11 protein-coding genes and 1 riboswitch are annotated in these 17,519 nt (G+C 35.9%); of the genes, 7 read left to right on the forward strand and 4 right to left on the reverse strand.

Going from position 1 to position 17,519, the window contains the following annotated elements:
- Positions 1 to 22 precede the first annotated feature (22 nt).
- A riboswitch (SAM riboswitch) is annotated at positions 23 to 144 on the reverse strand.
- A gap of 101 nt (positions 145 to 245) precedes the next feature.
- Both A3EM_RS0105350 and proB read right to left on the reverse strand, forming a co-directional pair.
- Positions 246 to 1,940, reverse strand: coding sequence for a long-chain-fatty-acid--CoA ligase (locus tag A3EM_RS0105350; RefSeq protein WP_020527143.1), 1,695 nt, complete (start codon positions 1,938 to 1,940; stop codon positions 246 to 248).
- Positions 1,941 to 2,127: 187 nt separating this feature from the next.
- A complete protein-coding gene (proB, locus tag A3EM_RS0105355; protein ID WP_020527144.1) occupies positions 2,128 to 3,207 on the reverse strand; it encodes a glutamate 5-kinase in 1,080 nt (359 codons plus the stop codon).
- Between the two features lie 314 nt (positions 3,208 to 3,521).
- Here proB and A3EM_RS0105360 point away from each other — a divergent pair, with 314 nt between their 5' ends.
- Positions 3,522 to 4,604, forward strand: a complete 1,083-nt coding sequence (locus tag A3EM_RS0105360; protein ID WP_211211943.1) for a DUF6268 family outer membrane beta-barrel protein — start codon at positions 3,522 to 3,524, stop codon at positions 4,602 to 4,604.
- Between the two features lie 343 nt (positions 4,605 to 4,947).
- Here A3EM_RS0105360 and A3EM_RS0105370 read toward each other — a convergent pair whose 3' ends face one another.
- Positions 4,948 to 7,401: an ABC transporter permease gene (locus A3EM_RS0105370; RefSeq protein WP_020527147.1), complete on the reverse strand. Its 2,454-nt coding sequence runs from the start codon at positions 7,399 to 7,401 to the stop codon at positions 4,948 to 4,950.
- 241 nt (positions 7,402 to 7,642) lie between these two features.
- Between A3EM_RS0105370 and A3EM_RS0105375 the strand changes: the two genes are divergently transcribed.
- The 5 genes from A3EM_RS0105375 to A3EM_RS0105395 all read left to right on the forward strand — a co-directional run bounded on the left by A3EM_RS0105375 (position 7,643) and on the right by A3EM_RS0105395 (position 15,252).
- Positions 7,643 to 9,133, forward strand: coding sequence for an aminotransferase class V-fold PLP-dependent enzyme (locus A3EM_RS0105375; protein WP_020527148.1), 1,491 nt, complete (start codon positions 7,643 to 7,645; stop codon positions 9,131 to 9,133).
- A gap of 83 nt (positions 9,134 to 9,216) precedes the next feature.
- Positions 9,217 to 10,269: an AI-2E family transporter gene (locus A3EM_RS0105380; protein ID WP_020527149.1), complete on the forward strand. Its 1,053-nt coding sequence runs from the start codon at positions 9,217 to 9,219 to the stop codon at positions 10,267 to 10,269.
- A 243-nt stretch (positions 10,270 to 10,512) separates the two neighbouring features.
- On the forward strand, positions 10,513 to 11,703 hold the full coding sequence (gene sucC / locus A3EM_RS0105385) for an ADP-forming succinate--CoA ligase subunit beta (protein ID WP_020527150.1): 1,191 nt from the start codon (positions 10,513 to 10,515) through the stop codon (positions 11,701 to 11,703).
- A gap of 464 nt (positions 11,704 to 12,167) precedes the next feature.
- On the forward strand, positions 12,168 to 13,610 hold the full coding sequence (locus tag A3EM_RS0105390) for a S1C family serine protease (RefSeq protein ID WP_020527152.1): 1,443 nt from the start codon (positions 12,168 to 12,170) through the stop codon (positions 13,608 to 13,610).
- 439 nt (positions 13,611 to 14,049) lie between these two features.
- Positions 14,050 to 15,252, forward strand: coding sequence for a hypothetical protein (locus A3EM_RS0105395; protein ID WP_020527153.1), 1,203 nt, complete (start codon positions 14,050 to 14,052; stop codon positions 15,250 to 15,252).
- 79 nt (positions 15,253 to 15,331) lie between these two features.
- Here A3EM_RS0105395 and nudC read toward each other — a convergent pair whose 3' ends face one another.
- Positions 15,332 to 16,174 carry an NAD(+) diphosphatase gene (gene nudC / locus A3EM_RS0105400; RefSeq protein WP_020527154.1) on the reverse strand — a complete coding sequence of 281 codons (843 nt, stop codon included), beginning with the start codon at positions 16,172 to 16,174 and terminating at the stop codon, positions 15,332 to 15,334.
- 257 nt (positions 16,175 to 16,431) lie between these two features.
- On the opposite strand from nudC, the gene A3EM_RS0105410 reads away from it, so the two are divergent.
- The gene (locus tag A3EM_RS0105410; RefSeq protein ID WP_020527156.1) at positions 16,432 to 17,337 is read left to right on the forward strand and encodes a cell division protein FtsX; all 906 of its coding nucleotides are present in this window, start codon (positions 16,432 to 16,434) and stop codon (positions 17,335 to 17,337) included.
- Positions 17,338 to 17,519: the final 182 nt, after the last annotated feature.

Genomic DNA, 17,519 nt, shown 5'->3' on the forward strand with positions numbered 1-17,519 from the left:
GGAGGCAACAGAAGTGGTCTGTTTCTTATCTTCTCCGATAATCTCGGATGGGAATTGGCACCTTGAGAAATATTAGTTAATGGTTAAATGCTCAGGTTGCCAAGACTTCAAAGGGCCCAATCCCTCAGTCTTTCTAGATAAGCTAATTATTTGGCAAAGGTATTTTTATATTTTAATAAAAACAAAAAAACCTTTAGTAGCTATTAACTAATAAAGGTTTTAAAAATTATTTTAATCCAAGACTTTTAGGAAGTGGTCTCTGTTTCTTTTCTTTTGGCTTCCTCTCTTTCTTTTAGTGGTCGTCTTAAAATTTTGCCCACATTGGATTTTGGTAATTCGTCAATAAATTCTACATGACGTGGAACCTTGTAGCCAGTAAGGGATTCCTTACAATGTGTTATGATTTCCTCCTGAGTGAGGGATTGATCCTTTTTAACAATAAAAACTTTTACAGCTTCATTGGATTTTTCGTTGGGAACTCCAATTGCAGCTACCTCTAAAACTTTTGGATGTTTGGCTATTTCGTCCTCCACTTCATTGGGGAATACATTAAATCCGGAAACCAGAATCATGTCCTTTTTCCTGTCTACAATTTTGAAAAAACCATCTTCATCTTTTACTCCAATATCTCCGGTCCTAAACCAGTCTCCATGAAATACTTTTTTAGTTTCATCTTCTCTATTCAAATAACCTTTCATTACCTGAGGTCCTCTAGCACAAATCTCTCCTCTTTCTCCAATACCCAATTCATTTCCCTCTTCATCCATAATGGTTAACTCGGTATTAGGTAGAGGTAGTCCAATTGTTCCAATTCTTTCTGTTCCATCTATTGGATTACAGGAAAGTACAGGTGAAGTTTCACTTAATCCATAGCCTTCTGCCAGAGCTGTGCCAGTGGTTTTTTTCCATTTTTCGGCTACTGCCATCTGAACAGCCATCCCGCCTCCTACAGCAATTTTTAGATGATTAAAATCAAGATTTAAAAAATCCGGCTGATTCAATAAACCATTAAAAAGTGTATTTACCCCGGTAAATACGGAAAAAGGATATTTCTTTAAGTCTTTAATGAAACCAGGCATATCCCTGGGGTTTGCAATCAGCACATTTTTGGCTCCCATTCTTAGCATTGAAAGGCAATTGACAGTGAGGGCAAAAATGTGGTAGAGTGGGAGGGCGGTAATCACTACTTCTTTATTGACCTCCAGGCCAGGATTCATCCATTCTGTTATCTGAAGGATGTTAGAAACAATATTTTTATTGGTAAGCATGGCTCCTTTGGAAACTCCAGTAGTTCCTCCGGTATATTGGAAAAATAACAAATCCTCAGAGGATATTTCAGGTTTAGTGAAGTTTTGTGAGGCTCCTTTGGCCATGGCTGTATTAAACCTCACTGCATGGGGGATGTTGTAGGCTGGTACAAGCTTTTTTATATATTTTACTACAAAATTTACCAACACCGATTTAAATCCTCCAAGTCTGTCTCCAATATCTGTAATGATTACATTTTTGATTTTGGTATTAGGTAATGCTTTTTCCACTCCTGCAGCAAAGTTGGACAATACCACCAGGGTTTCAGCTCCCGAGTCATTGAACTGGTGGGTCATTTCCCTTACCGTATATAAAGGATTGGTATTCACCACAATAAGCCCTGCCCGAATGGCTCCGAATAAAGCAATTGGATATTGCAAAAGATTGGGCATCATCAGGGCAATTTTATCACCTTTTTTTAAACCCAGCCCCTGAAGATAAGCTGCAAAATTTTTGGATTGCTGATCCAGTTCTGAATAGGATAATGCCTTGTCCATAGAAACAAAGGCTGTAGCATTTCCAAATTTATTGAAACTCTCTTCTATGATTTCAGCTACATTTTTATAGGAATCTGGATTTATTTCTTGGCCTACACTTGCCGGATAATTTTTAAACCAGGGAAAGTCTTTCATTTTCGATATTTAATTAGTTGTTATTAGAAATTTCCTAATTATTTAATTAATAAGCAATTTATTGTTTGAGAACCCAAAATAACATTAAACCAGTTATATTTTCTGGGGGTTCATTACCGCAATATATGAATTTTTTTAAATTTTCAGGTGGATGGGAATCCTTTCTCCACTATTAGGTTTAGAAAATTTAATAAAGAAATAAATAATCATAATGAATTAGTGGCTGATGGTTTTTTTGCCCAATTCTTTCTTTTGCTTTTTCCGAATTGTATTTTGCCACTCCGAGCCCTATCTCATCATTCTTTTCGCAAATTATTTTTATAATATCACCCTTTTTAAAGTCCCCGATTACTTCCACAATTCCAATAGGCAACAGGCTGGTAGTATGTTCAGAAGAAAGGGCTTTTTTGGCGCCTTCATTGATAATTACTTCTCCTTTTACGTAGTGGACACTTTGAGCAACCCACTTTTTCAGGTCTGAAGTACCTTTTTGAGGTTGAAAAAAAGTGCCAGGAGGATTGGGGCTTATAAGCTCCAGGATTATGTTTTCTTTTTTCCCATTGGCGATGTGCACACCTATGCCGAGTTTGGCTACTTTTTGGGCATTTCTGCATTTGGTTACCATACCTCCTCTGCCAAAATTAGACTTTTGGGCAACCACAAATTGTGTGAAATCGGTGTTTTTATTTTCGAAAACAGGAATTACAGAGGAATTTGCATCATTCGGGTTTCCATTGAATACTCCTTCCACATTACTAAGGATGAACAAGGCATCTACATTGAGCATGGCCGCTACCAAACCAGCCAGTTCATCATTATCCGTAAACATTAATTCCGTAACAGATATTACATCATTCTCATTTACTATAGGAATAATATTATTTTCAAGGAGGGCATTGAAGCAATTTCTCATATTGAGGTAATGGGTTCTATCGCGAAAATCCTCCTTGGTTACCAGCACCTGGGCGCAAACCATACCCTCCTTTTCGAATAAATCTCTATAAGTTTGGATTAATTTAATCTGACCTATGGAGGAAAACAATTGTCGCTGAATAACCGGATTTAATTTTTTTGAAGGCTTCATAATTCCTTTTCCGGAAGCCACTGCTCCTGAGGAAATTAGGATGACCTCAATACCCTGTTTTTTTAAGGCAGTGATTTGCCTGGTAATATTTTCAAGAATTGTCCGGTCAGGTAATCCATCCTCATTGGTAAGGACATTTGACCCGATTTTTATGGTAATTCTCTGGTATTTGTTTGCGTTCATTCAAATTAAAATTGAGAGGCAAATCTAATATATGAACAGATACTTTTTTAATTTCAGGTTAGATATTCTGGGAAGTAAAATTTATTCACCCTTTATAATTAGGGGATTTTGAATTAGAATTGTATTATCATTACTAAGTAAAAACAGCGTGTGAATTTGTTAAATTATGGTAAAATCTTACCTGGAAACCTATAAATTTTTCTCTAAATTTTTTAATAGCCTGAACTTTGTGTATGTTCATATGTTGTAAATTTGAATAATTTAATCTTCCTACCTACTACATGAAGCAACTTTACTTTTAAAGTTTTAATTTATTGTATACCACAGCAGTCAACAGGTCCAATTTTTCTATGTTTAAAAATTGCCAAACCAAACAATTACTTTATGTGATCCTTTTCATCATAGGATTATGCCCATGTACAAAAGCTCAGCAAAAAAAGCACACGGTGAAGTGGCTTGGAAGTGATTTCTGTAATCCTGGGATTTCAGGAATGTCACCTTCCAGAGGCATTTCCTTTGAGCATAATAATACGCCAAAGTTCAGGCTTTCTTCCAAAGGAAATAAATCCGAGATTGGGAATGGAACTTCCGAAGTAGATAACCAGCGAATAATTAAAATGAAATTGAGGGTTCCTGTTTGGAATAGTGATAATTTAAAGGCTGTAATTGGTTTTAAATACAATGAAGAAGAATTAATTTTTGATGATGATGCTAGTGATTCTCCATATGCTTTACATCAGGACTTAGGGACCAGAGAACTAAAAAGTGTAGGAACCAATCTTAATATTTTAAAACCTTTCAGGGGGAAAAAATATCTGGTGTTGCGTGCAGGAATTAATTACAGCGGGGAGTTTAAGGCACTTACCGGTATTAACCGGCATGAATTCTTTGGATATTCCTTTGCAGCCCTTCTGGGCCATAAGTTTAGTGATGACAGGGAAATCGGATTTGGTTTCAATTATAGTAATAACCTTGGTGTAAGAAGTATTTATCCCGCCTTATTGTACAATCATAATTTTAGAGAAAACTGGGGAATAGAAGCTTTACTGCCAAAAAAGATTGCCCTAAGGCACAACCTGAATGAAAAAAGTATTGTTTCGCTTGTTAGTGAAGTGGAAGGCGGAAGGTATTTTGTACCCGATGTGCAATTGAGCCCTGAGGAAAGGGAAGATTTGAGAATGGAAATTTCAGAAGTAAAACTGGGTCTTTCTTATCAAAGGGAAATCTTTTCCATATTATGGTTCAGCTTTGATACCGGTTACAGAAAAAGCCTGGATTATGATCTTGTCAAACCGTTTATTCGAAACAGTGATAAAATTGTAGAGTCAGATATTCCCGGTGGTTTTTATGCCAACTTTACTTTTTTCATTACTCCTCCTAAGAAATTCAGAAAGTAATTCCTCCAATTGTTTTTTAGATTTTGAGCTGATATACTGGCACTTGTGAATCTTCACAGGTGCTTTTTTATTTCCATTCCCCAATCATTCCCCCTTATCCGGAAATTCACCTGTTCACTACATTTAATATTTTAATAATCTGTTTTCTATCCATATTTGATTCAGAAATAAAAAGGGAATTCAATCATTCCCATGCTTATAAAAGGATTGAGGGTATAGTTTGTTTGGTTTAGTTAGTGGTAAGTAGTTTTCGTTGAGGTATTTTTAGATTTACCGAGAAAATGAATAAAGGCCATCCCATATTGGGATGGTTTTTTTTGTTTAAATCTTTTTTGACCAATTATTATTCGTCTCTCAAACACTTAATTGGATTAATGAGTGCTGCTTTTACTGCCTGGTAACTAATGGTTATCCAGATAATGGAAATGGTAAGCACCGCACTGGAAACAAAAGTACCTGCGCCTATGTCTACCCGGTAATTGAAATCATCCAGCCAATTGTTGCCGAAGTAGTAAGTTACCGGAATTGAGACGATCATGCCAATTATAAATAGGATAGTGAATTCCCTGAATAATAATATGATGATTTTGGATAAGCCTGCCCCTAGCACTTTTCTCACTCCAATTTCCTTTTCTCTTTGTCGGGCATTAAACAGAATTAGTCCATAGGAGCCCAGACAGGAAACTATGATGGCCAGAGAGGCAAAAATCCCAATAATTTTCCCGAGCTTTTCGTCTTCCTCATAAAGCATTTTCAGGTTTTCATCCAAAAAATCATATTCAAAAACTTTGTCTGGAAAATGTTTTGTCCAGGTACTATTGATAGAGGCAATGGTCTCAGGCAGGTTTTTTTGTTCAAGTTTTATAGAAAAGGAATTAAAAAATGGTACGCTAACATGCATAAGCATGGCACCAATAGGATTTCGAAGGGAAATGTAGTGGAAGTCTTTCAGTACGCCAATTACATAACCAATCTTTCCTTCAAGTTCAATTTTTTTTCCGATGGCTTTTTCAGGAGATTCCCAGCCAAAATTTATGGCGGCAGTTTCATTAATAATAAATGCATCCAGATGATCTGTTCCTGCATTCTTATCAAAATCTCTTCCTTCTATAATTTCCAGCCCATAAGTTGAAATGAAATCGTAATCCACCGAATAAGAAGGATAAAATTCAGTTTTATCGGGATCCAGGCCTTCATATCTGGTCATTCTGGAAACAGCCCCAAGTCCAATTAAACTGGAAGAAATAGTGGTAGCTTTTACCCCCGGAATTTGGGAGAGTTCTTCTTCAAAAGCATTCATTTTTGCCCTGAAGGGACCATCAATTCCTCCAAAAACACCATTTAAATTGGCACTAAAAAGTGGTACGGTGATAATGCCCTCTTTTTCGAACCCAAGTGGCCGGTTGATTAAAAAATTGAGCTGGTTAAAAATTAGGATCGTACCAGTGATCAGGATTATGGAGATCACAAATTGAAAAACTACCAGAATCCTTCTGAGGGTAATTTTACTTTTACTGACTTCCGTAATTTTGCCTTTAAGTGTCAGGGTTGTTCTTAGTCGAGCCACAATAATGGCTGGATAACTTCCTCCAAGAATCCCTGCTAAAAGGAATATTCCAAAGGATAGCATAAGAATGTCCCATTCATAAAAAATATCCAGGCTCAATTCTTTGTTTGTGAGTTCATTAATCTCGGGTAAAGCAAAAGAATTGATTACTCCGGCAACTAAAAAACCGAAAAAGGCAATTAAAAATGATTCCCCAAGAAATTGCCAGAACAATTGTTTTTTCCTTGCACCTAATACCTTACGAACCCCTACTTCTCTGGCTCTTCTAGTGGATTGTGCAGTGGATAAATTGATGAAATTGAAAATGGCAATAATCAGGGTTGCCAGGGCTATAGAGATAAAAACCATGATGTACTGATAATTTCCCTGTTGTTCTGGTTCAAGGCTGGCTTCAGACTTCAGGTGAATGTCGGATAAGGGGAACAGAATAAATTTTTGTCCCAGTCTCAATTGTTCAGGAGCATGGGTATTAACCAGAGCCTCAAATCCATTATTGATATTATCTGGTGTAGCCCCTTCTTTTAACAGTACAAAATTGTAGGAATGTGAAATGACCCAGTTTTGAGCCAGATTATTTCTCATCCGGTCTCTGGCATTTTCCGGCTCCAGGTCGAACATGTTGTCATAGGGCAGTAAAATATTAAAATGGATATGAGAATTACTCGGAAAATCCTTAACCAAGCCAACCACCTTGAATTGCTGATTATAAGGAAGCATGAGTATTTTCCCAATTGGATTTTCATCACCAAAATATTTTTGGGAAATCTCTTCGTTGATTACTGCTGTAAAAGGCTCTTTGAAAAAACTTTTTTCATCCCCTGAAAGCACTTCCATTGTAAATATATCCTGAAAACCAGAATCCACGAAAAAAATCCTCTCTTCCTCAAATTCCAATTCATTTTCAGGATTGGATTTGTCTTTAATTTTGATACTCAGGTTTCTGGGATATGCTCTTACAGAATTTTCTACTTCCGGAAAAGTGGTTGAAAGATGTTGGTTAATGGGGGGCGGGATTCTCGCCAGTTCAACTCCAGTAGTTGCCAGGTAATTTATTCTGTAAATTCTATCGAATTTTTCATTGAAAGTATCGTAACTCAGCTCATCTTTTACAAATGCAAAAATGAGCAGGCAGCAGGAAATGCCAATGCCCAACCCCAAAATATTGATGGCGGAGAATACTTTTTGCCTGAAAATATTTCGGAAGGCAATGGTGAGGTAATTTTTTAGCATACTAGGAACATTTAGTTTATTGGGGAAAGTAAAAAATAATGGTAGGGAAATAAAAGGATTTTACAGGAGCGGTTATTGGAGCTAATGAGCATAATAATAAATAGTAAAATTAAATTTTAGGTAAAGAACTATTGTTACTTTTGTGGGTCGGGTATTGAAGGTTTTACTTTCCTTATTCGGACCTATACCAATAAACAAGAAATAGTTGAATCATAATTTTCAACCAAAAAAAACACCTGTAATGATATCAGCAGATAAAACACAAATTTCTTTAGAGGATTATTTTAAGCCTTTTAGGGAAAATGTAGTAGGTTATAATCAGGAATTTGATTCTCCCTACGGAAAGCAAAGAATTGTATATGCCGACTGGACTGCTAGTGGCAGGTTGTATGGGCCGATTGAAAAAAAGATTTTGGAAGAATTGGGTCCATACGTAGGCAATACACATACTGAAACTTCCTTGACCGGGATTTTAATGACAAAGGCTTATCATCAGGCTCATCAAAAAATTAAAAAGCATGTTAATGCCAATTCGGAGGATATCATCATAACTGCCGGCTCGGGGATGACTGGAGTGGTGAATAAGTTCCAGCGAATATTGGGCATCCGAATTCCTGAAAAGTATGCCAATCAGGTGAAAATTGAGGAAGAAGACCGGCCTGTGGTTTTTATTTCTCACATGGAGCATCATTCCAATCATACTTCCTGGATAGAAACCATTGCAGATGTGGAATGTATTTTACCAAATGAAAAGGGGTTGATTAATGAGGATCATTTCCTGGAACTGGTGGAAAGATATCAACATAGGAAAACAAAAATTGCTTCTTTAACAGCCTGTTCTAATGTAACCGGAATAGAAACTGAATACACAAAAATTGCCAGAATAATGCATGAAAATGGCGGGATGTGTTTTGTTGATTTTGCCTGTTCGGGTCCTTATGTGAAAATTGATATGCATCCCGATGATCCCCTGGAAAGACTGGATGCTATATATTTTTCTCCTCATAAGTTTTTAGGAGGACCGGGAACTCCAGGCGTACTTATTTTTAACAAATCCTTATATAATAATAAAGTGCCTGACCAGCCCGGTGGTGGAACTGTAGCCTGGACTAATCCCTGGGGGCAAAGAAAGTATTTTGACGATATTGAGGCAAGGGAAGATGGGGGTACGCCTGCCTTTCTTCAAACTATTAAAGCTGCACTGGCGATTAATTTGAAGGAAAAAATGGGCATAGAATTGATGGAGGAGAGAGAGAAGGAACTTGTGAAAATGTGTTTCAATACACTTGATAATATTCCAAATCTTCATTTGCTGGCAAAGGATATTAAAGAAAGACTTGGGGTAATCTCATTTTATATTGAAGGCTTACATTTTAATCTTGGAGTAAAAATTTTAAACGACAGGTTTGGCATTCAGGTGAGGGGAGGTTGTTCTTGTGCAGGTACTTATGGACATTATTTATTGGATATTTCCCAAGGCAAGTCAAAATCGATTACCGATATAATTGATCAGGGTGATTTAACCGTAAAACCTGGCTGGATCAGAATGTCTGTGCATCCGATTATGACTAATGAAGAAGTACAATTTATTCTGGATGCCATTGCACAACTTTCAAGGGAATTTCATGAATGGAGCAAGGATTATGAATACAATCCTAAAAACAATGAGTTTTTTCATAAGAAAGAAAAAGGAACTGAAGATGATATGGTAAGCCGCTGGCTGGAAGTGTAATTTATTCTTCTCTATTTCTTTTTCCTTTAATGAATTTAAACAGAGGAGTTTTTATATTTAGAAAAAAATTGCGCTGCTCATAAATGGAAAAAGATATACGGACCATCAAATCAATCATGATCATCTTTGTTTTTTGTTTGATCATTTACCTGATTTTTATTTTAGCTGAAATGCTCATTCCTCTGGCTTTGGCAATCTTTATTGCTATTTTGTTACAACCCATATTGGCCTGGCTGGACAGCAAAAAGCTCCCTTTTGGATTGAGTATGGTCCTAATTACTTCAATTACGGTGGGCATTATCTACCTGGTGGGAGCCTTAGTAGTAGGTACCTGGAATGAGCTTTCTAAAGAACAGGATGTATTGTTGCAAAATATAAATGAGCGACTCAATAGTCTATTGGGATGGATTAATTCCTTCACCGACCTTAGACTTTCTGCGGATGAATTTATCCTCACCATTAAAAATCTTATTTCTGCGGATTGGTTAATCAAATCTACCGGGAATTTTGCCGGAGCACTTGGGAACTTTACCACCATATTTTTTATGACCATTCTTTATTTAGTGGTGTTACTTGGTGGCATATTGAAATATGAAAAATACATTTCTTATCTGGAAGAAGATATTGATGAGGAAGGGAAATTATTAAATGGCTTTGAAAAGGTAAAAACATCAGTTTCCACTTATATCAAAGTGAAGTTTTTCATGAGCCTTTCAACTGGAATTGGCTACTGGCTCGTTTGTTTGATCTTCAAGGTGGAGTTTGCCCTATTCTGGGGTTTTTTAGCATTTATACTAAATTTTATTCCAACTGTAGGGTCGATCATTGCTACCATTCCTCCTGTATTACTTGGGTTGATCGAATTTGAATCATTTACTACTCTCCTTGTTTTTATTCCTGTATTATTTGCTGTCCAGATGATTTTTGGGAATGTGATTGAGCCTAAACTTATGGGTAGTCGCCTTTCTTTAAATACCATTACAGTTTTGCTTGGTTTGGTTTTCTGGGGTTACTTGTGGGGGGTTACAGGGATGATTTTGTCAGTGCCTTTGATGGTATTGCTAAAGGTGATTTTAGAGCAGGTAAATGGGGCAGAGGTTATTGTAAAACTTATGGGAAGTAAAAACTTATCCTAAGGGGGAAATTAACATTAACCTTTATTATAAAAATGTTAGGTTATTAAAGGATTCCAGACCTTTTTAATTATATTTGGGCCGCTTTTGAAGCAAATTGCTATTGGTTTTGGAGGTGAAATTATAAGTATTTGAATTTCAATTAGCAAACAACTTATTAATTCTTCAACTAATTTCAGTTTTGTATTATCAAATCATACCTATTTTATTATCCTATTTTAATTAGATAGAAATTATTCAAAAAAAATGAATATTCACGAGTATCAAGCAAAGCAGACATTAAAAAAATATGGTGTAGCAATTCAGGAAGGCATAGTTGCCGATACTCCTGATAAAGCGGTGGACGCTGCAAAAGAGTTAAAAGAGCAAACCGGTACAGGCTGGTGGGTTGTAAAAGCTCAGATTCATGCAGGTGGTAGAGGAAAAGGTGGAGGAGTAAAACTTGCCAAATCTCTTGATGAGGTGAAGGAACTATCCAACAAAATTTTAGGCATGCAGTTGGTAACTCCACAAACCGGACCTGAGGGGAAAAAAGTGCATAAAGTACTTATTGCCCAGGACGTATATTACCCAGGTGAAAGCGAAACTTCAGAATTCTATATCAGTGTGCTTTTGGACAGGGCTACTTCCAGGAATATGATCATGTACTCTACTGAAGGAGGAATGGATATCGAAGAAGTTGCTGAAAAAACACCGAATTTAATTTTTAAAGAAGAAGTTGATCCTAAGATTGGTTTACAAGGATTTCAGGCAAGGAAAATTGCTTTCAATCTTGGTTTATCAGGCAAGGCATTTAAGGAAATGGTGAAATTTGTCATGGCGCTTTACAAAGCATATGACGAAACAGATTCGGCCATGTTCGAAATTAACCCTGTGCTAAAAACTTCTGATGATAAAATCATTGCAGTTGATGCCAAAGTAAATCTTGATGATAACGCACTTTACAGACATAAGGATTTGGCTTTAATGCGCGATATTAATGAAGAGGATCCTACTGAAGTAGAAGCTGGTGAATCTAACCTGAATTATGTGAAACTAGATGGAAATGTGGGTTGTATGGTTAATGGAGCTGGTTTGGCCATGGCTACAATGGATATGATTAAATTATCTGGTGGAGAGCCTGCCAACTTCCTGGATGTAGGAGGTGCCGCAAATGCTCAAACGGTAGAAGCTGGTTTCAGAATCATTATGAAAGATCCTAATGTAAAGGCTATTTTGATCAATGTTTTCGGTGGTATTGTAAGATGTGACCGTGTAGCCAAAGGAGTAGTGGAAGCTTACAAAAATATTGGTAATATCAACATTCCAATTATAGTAAGACTTCAGGGAACTAATGCTGAGGAAGCTAAAAAAGTAATTGATGAATCAGGTTTAAAAGTAGTTTCTGCAATTCTTTTAAAAGATGCTGCTGAAAAGGTAAAAGAAGCCTTAGCTTAAGATTCTTAAAATAAATTTACTAATGAGAACACTTGCTAGTTTTTAGCAAGTGTTTTTTTATGTCAAAAGTTCAAGCAAATTACTATTCAATGACTTTTTGACACAATTTTTTTGAAGGTTTAATTATTGGTGGTCTACTTAATAGGTTGTTTTACAAAAATAAATTTACGAACTAGTATATAGGTAAGTACCTGTACTTTTTTAATGTTGAAAAACTTCACCACAATATCAATTAGTAGCGGAAAATTAAAAGGTTGTTATTGCTGCCCAACTACTTAGAGTGGAAAAAGTAATGTGCAATTTTATGGGTATTTAATTTTTGTTCTGGAAGATACTTTTAGAAGGTGCAAGGCAGCATTGTAAAACCAAAAAACAATTATTAATTGGGTTAATGGAACAAGTAGAAAACTGGAAGTTATTTTTTTACCTTTACTAAAATCAATAAAGATAAATCAGGTAAGTATATGAGAAAAATTTTATTGAACATTGTATTGAGTTTGGGAGCAGGTTTTTTAGGAGGATATTCATTTTTTTATTTTAATCCTCCGGTTAGTCCTCAATTCCAAAAAACGGAATTTACCGAATCGGATAGTAATGGAATTGCCACTTTTACATCTACTCCTTCAAGATCTGCAATATATGAGAATATAGACTTTTCAAACGCCTCCAAAATCAGTACTGAGTGTGTGGTGTATATCAAAACTATTTCCAAGCAGGATGTAGAAAGATACAGTTGGTTTGACATGTATTTTTACAACAGACAACCTCAAAGACGAGTAGCAGGATCAGGTTCTGGAGTGATTTTCTCCAAAGATGGTTTCATTGTTACCAATAACCATGTGATTGATGGCGCTGATGAAATAGAAGTTATTTTCAATAAAAAATCTTATAGGGCCGAATTAATTGGGACAGACCCTTCTACTGACCTGGCCTTGTTAAAAATTGATGGCAAAAACCTTCCATTTATAAAGGTAGCCAGTTCGAAAACCCTCAATGTAGGCGAGTGGGTTCTCGCTGTGGGTAATCCATTTAATTTGCAATCTACCGTTACAGCAGGAATTGTAAGTGCGAAAGGAAGAAGAATTAATATTCTGGAAGATATTTTTCCCATAGAGTCTTTTATCCAAACGGATGCTGCAATTAACCCGGGAAATAGTGGTGGAGCCCTGGTTAACCTAGATGGACATTTGGTAGGCATTAATACTGCCATACTTTCCAGAACTGGTTCTTATGCTGGTTATGGATTTGCGGTGCCTTCAGATATAGTCACCAAAGTAGTAAGTGATTTGAAGCAGTATGGGGAAGTTCAAAAAGCTTTTATAGGTGCTGAAGTAGTAGATTTGGATGAAGATTTATCCAACCAGTTGGGAACCAGTGATTTGGATGGGGTAGTGGTCACTTTTATTGAACCGGAAGGTGCTGCTGCTCAGGTAGGCATTGAAAAAGGGGATATTATAGTGGAAATAAACGAAAATAAAATAAATTCAAGGGCTTTATTTGATGAACAGCTTGGTTTTTACAGGCCTGGGGATAAAATTAAGATCAAATACAAGAGAGGAAAGGAAAATTACGTTAAAGATATAATTCTCACCAATGTGGAAGGAACAACCGGGATCGTAAAGAAAATCACTTACAATGCAGAGAAACTTGGAGCCACCTTTGAAGTAGTCCCCAAAATGGAAAGAACCAGACTTGGAATCGAAAGTGGTATAAGAGTGAAACAGGTAGAGCGGGGACTGATTAACAACATGGATATAAAAGAGGGAGAAGTAATTGTGGCGATCAATAATTATAAGATAGAAAAACCGGAGGATTTAGAGGAAATTTTAATTAGGATCAGGGGGAGAGTAATTGTAGAAGTAATTGACAGAGATAACAAAAAAAGATATTACTCATACAGGTTTTAAATTGAACAACAAGAAAAATTTTAACCTATAAAAAAAGAGTCTGGCATTTTAAAAATGCTTAAAGATTACATTTAGTTAACATGTAGAACATCGGTAAAGGACACTCATTTTGAGTGTCTTTTATTTTGCTAAAAATCCAATTTTTGGGCGGTGTTATGTGACTGAAAAGTTAAAAATAAATGAACCTAAAAAGTTGAAGTTTATCCATTTTAACCATTTTTTTAGTCTATTTACACAATAAAAAAATGAAATTTATTTTACTGATAATCAGTTAATTAACACGAATTCGTGCTTATCCACAACATATCAACAAGTTATCAACATCTTATCCACATACTTGTTCACAAATAAAATTTATGATCAGTTGCACCCAATGTTAATTTAGGTTTAAATTGGCTTTCCAAATTGAAATCCAGGTTTGTAATTTAACTTTAAAGTCTTGGCAAAAATTGATAATGAGCTTCAGGAGCTCTTAAATAATAAAGAATTTGAGCAGGAAGTAAAGCGGGCAAAAGATAGATTCAGATTTAAAACTTTTAGCGAAAGGTTTGGCTATCTTAAGGATAGCAGCAAGTACTTTCGGTTTATTTTCCATTTGTTCAGTATCCTCACCGGGTTGGTATTTGTTTCCTTCCTTATCGATACCGCAATCCAGAATATTTACCTGTCATTTGTGCTGGCGGGTTTGTTCCTGGCTTTTTGGGAAATTGCGAAAAGTATTTTATTAGCCAATGTATTTGAAACCTTTTACAGAGTGAATAAAGTACCTTTTGGTATGGCAGTTTTAGCCATGTTGTTGCTTTGTGGATCGATCTGTGTCTCGATAGAGGGGGCAAAAAAATATTATTCTCTACAAAATAACTCTGAAGAGGAAATTTTAAAAGAATTTACAAACAAGCGGGATAGTCTGATCAATTATTATGAGTCCAGAATAGGAGAAGAGAAAAAGGAATTGGAGGACTTTAAAGCTTCGGTGAGTTACAAAGGGAAAATTAATTTATATAATGAGGCTACCGCTAAAACAGTTTCTTCTTATGCTGATAAACTTGCTTACCTGGAGAAAGCTTTGAGTGAATCCATCAACAATATTGATGGTGAATATAAAAATAAAATTAAGGGAGATAAGGAGAAATCCTCTTTTGATCAATTTGCGTTTGCGGCTTTGTCCGGGGTAAATGAGCTGATTATTGTCCTTATCGTTTTTTTCCTGGTCTATTTTGATTACCGAACTGCTGTTGAGGGAGGGGAGATTTTGGCACAGAAAGAGTCAAAGCAGGAGGAAGGAAAAAATGAGGATTTAAAGAAAATTTTAGAATTAATTAGTGCTAATAGTATAGAAGAGAGTTTAATAAACAAGACTGACAGACAGACTTCTGATTTAAAAGACGAACAAAAACTTCCTGAAGAAAAACCTGTTGAAAAAAAGGAAGTAACCAAAGTGGAAGAAAAAATTGAGGAGGAAAAAACGGTAACCATAGGTTTCAAACCTCCTAAAAGGCAAACTCCTGAACCTATGTTGCAACCCTTCCAAAAGCCGGGAATTGCAGCCGTTTCAGGAGGCACTCAGCTTTCTCTTGGATTTGGAGAAGAGGAAACACCAACCAGAGTTACGCCAAAAACAAGGAAAAAGAGACGGAAATAATTTATAATAGAACTATATGCTAATCAAATTTTGCGCACACAAAGCAGATTTGACTTGAACCTAAACTAAAGGAGGCTTATTACGCTTCCTTTTTGTGTTTATGGACAAACCAGGAAATCAATTGACCAGCAATACTGTATTCCCCAGGAGTAAGGGGCAGTTCATCAGGTGCATACCAATCGGCATGCGAAATTTCATCGTCATCTACCTGTATTTCCCCACTATCCCATTCGGCTGTGAAACCTACCATCATAGAGCTTGGAAAAGCCCAGGCCTGGCTTCCGAAGTAATTTATGTTTTTTACCTGAATGCCAACTTCCTCATAAACTTCTCTTCTTAGGCAATCTTCAAATGATTCTCCCACTTCCAGAAAACCTGCCAATACGCTATAAAAGTTTTCTTTAAACCTTTTGGCATGTGCCAGCAAAATCTTACCTTCTTTTTCAATGGCCACTATGATTGCCGGATAAATATTGGGGTAAAAAATCGCATTGCATTTAGGGCAGGATTTGGCTTTTTCACTGGGAACTGATTCGGTTGGAGTCCCACATTTGCCACAAAACCGATTATTTTCAGCCCAGAAATTAATCTGCCTGGCTTTACTTAGCATGAGAAATAATTCCTTTTCAACAGTGGTGATTAATGACCTTAAGGTGACCCATTCAAAGTTTTCAAATGTTGGAAGGTCCTCCTCTATATTTACCGTAAAACAGGCTTTTTCATTAACCAGACCCAAATACTCTGATGAAACCCTTACTTCAGAAGCATTAAATGGAAGTCTTTGAAAAAACAGGACAGGCTTTTCATGGATAAACTCAACCAGAATTTTATCAGCAGTAAAAATTAAATACTGGGCGGTATTGAAGTCTGTTTTATCAGAAGGATTCCCCGGTAGGAATTTAAATTGGTTGTGAGTGGTCATGAATTTTAGATTTTGAAAGCAAAGTTAATGAAATACTTGTTTCCTGAATTTTTCCTGAAGATTTAACCTTCAGGAATAAAAAAGTACTGGATATAATTTATAATTATTTGAAAGGGAAAATGTTAATACCATAGAAGTTGGGCAAAATTGTGGCATTTTTTAATTTTACCCGGATAATGGAAAATTGACGGTAAAAAGTTCCAAAATATTTTTCAGCCAAGAAGGGGTAAAGTTTTTTTAATAATAATTTTTTTAAATTGGGTTCAAAGGTAAAATATCAGGCAAAAAAACAGGTAGGAAGTTATCCTTTTATCAATGTGCTTGTAAGCATTTCCACTGCTTTATTCATGATTGGTCTTTTTTGCTTGTTGGTCATTTTGGCTAATAACCTGACTTACAACCTCAAAAAGGATATTGAAATTCAGGTATTTTTAAAGTCAGATCTCTCTAGTGAGGAGAAAGAGGGACTTGTAAAGGATTTGGAAAGGAAGGAATATATAATGAAAACTGATGGCAAGTCAGCGGTCAGGTATTTATCCAAGGAAGATGCTGCAAAACAATTAATTGAAGATACGGGAGAGGATTTTATTGAATTTTTAGGAGAAAATCCACTTAGAGATTCATATATCATTGTACTCAATCAAAATTACCAGACTAATGAAAACCTTGATTTTGTAAAACTGGATCTGGAGTCTCATTCCCAGGTTTTTGAAGTAGCTTTTACACGAAATCTCAAGGAATTGATCCTAAGCATCAATGATAATATTAAAAGGGTAGGGCTAGTTTTGGTGATTCTTGTTGGCATATTGTTGTTCACAGTGGTGATTCTTATTAACAATGCCATTAAACTTGCCCTTTTTTCCCAAAGGTTTTTAATTAGAAGTATGCAATTGGTTGGGGCTACATCTTATTTTATTAAAAAACCATTTTTATTAAGGGCCATTTTGCAGGGATGTTTGGGGGGAATGATTGCGATTTGTTTTCTATCAATTCTTTTATTTTTAACAAGGCCATTCCTGGAAGGTTTTGAATCTAACTTGAATTTGGTTGAAATTTCAATAGTATTCTTCTCCATAATCGTGATCGGAATTTCAATCAGCTATTTTAGTGCATATCTGGCGGTATCAAAATACCTGAAACTTAAGCTTGATGAACTTTACTGATCTCTATTTAATACCATTAACACTTTTTCTTTCCTTATCTCTTTAATTTGAGGTAACCTCGCATAATAATTTTTTACTTTCTGAAATCGGATTTTTTGCGACTCCAAATTTTAATTTGACTCCAACAAACTGTAATATTGTAACTTGATTTTTTTAGCCCCAATATTTTTTACAGGCTAGCA

This window comes from Flexithrix dorotheae DSM 6795, from assembly GCF_000379765.1.
Lineage (GTDB): Bacteria > Bacteroidota > Bacteroidia > Cytophagales > Flammeovirgaceae > Flexithrix > Flexithrix dorotheae.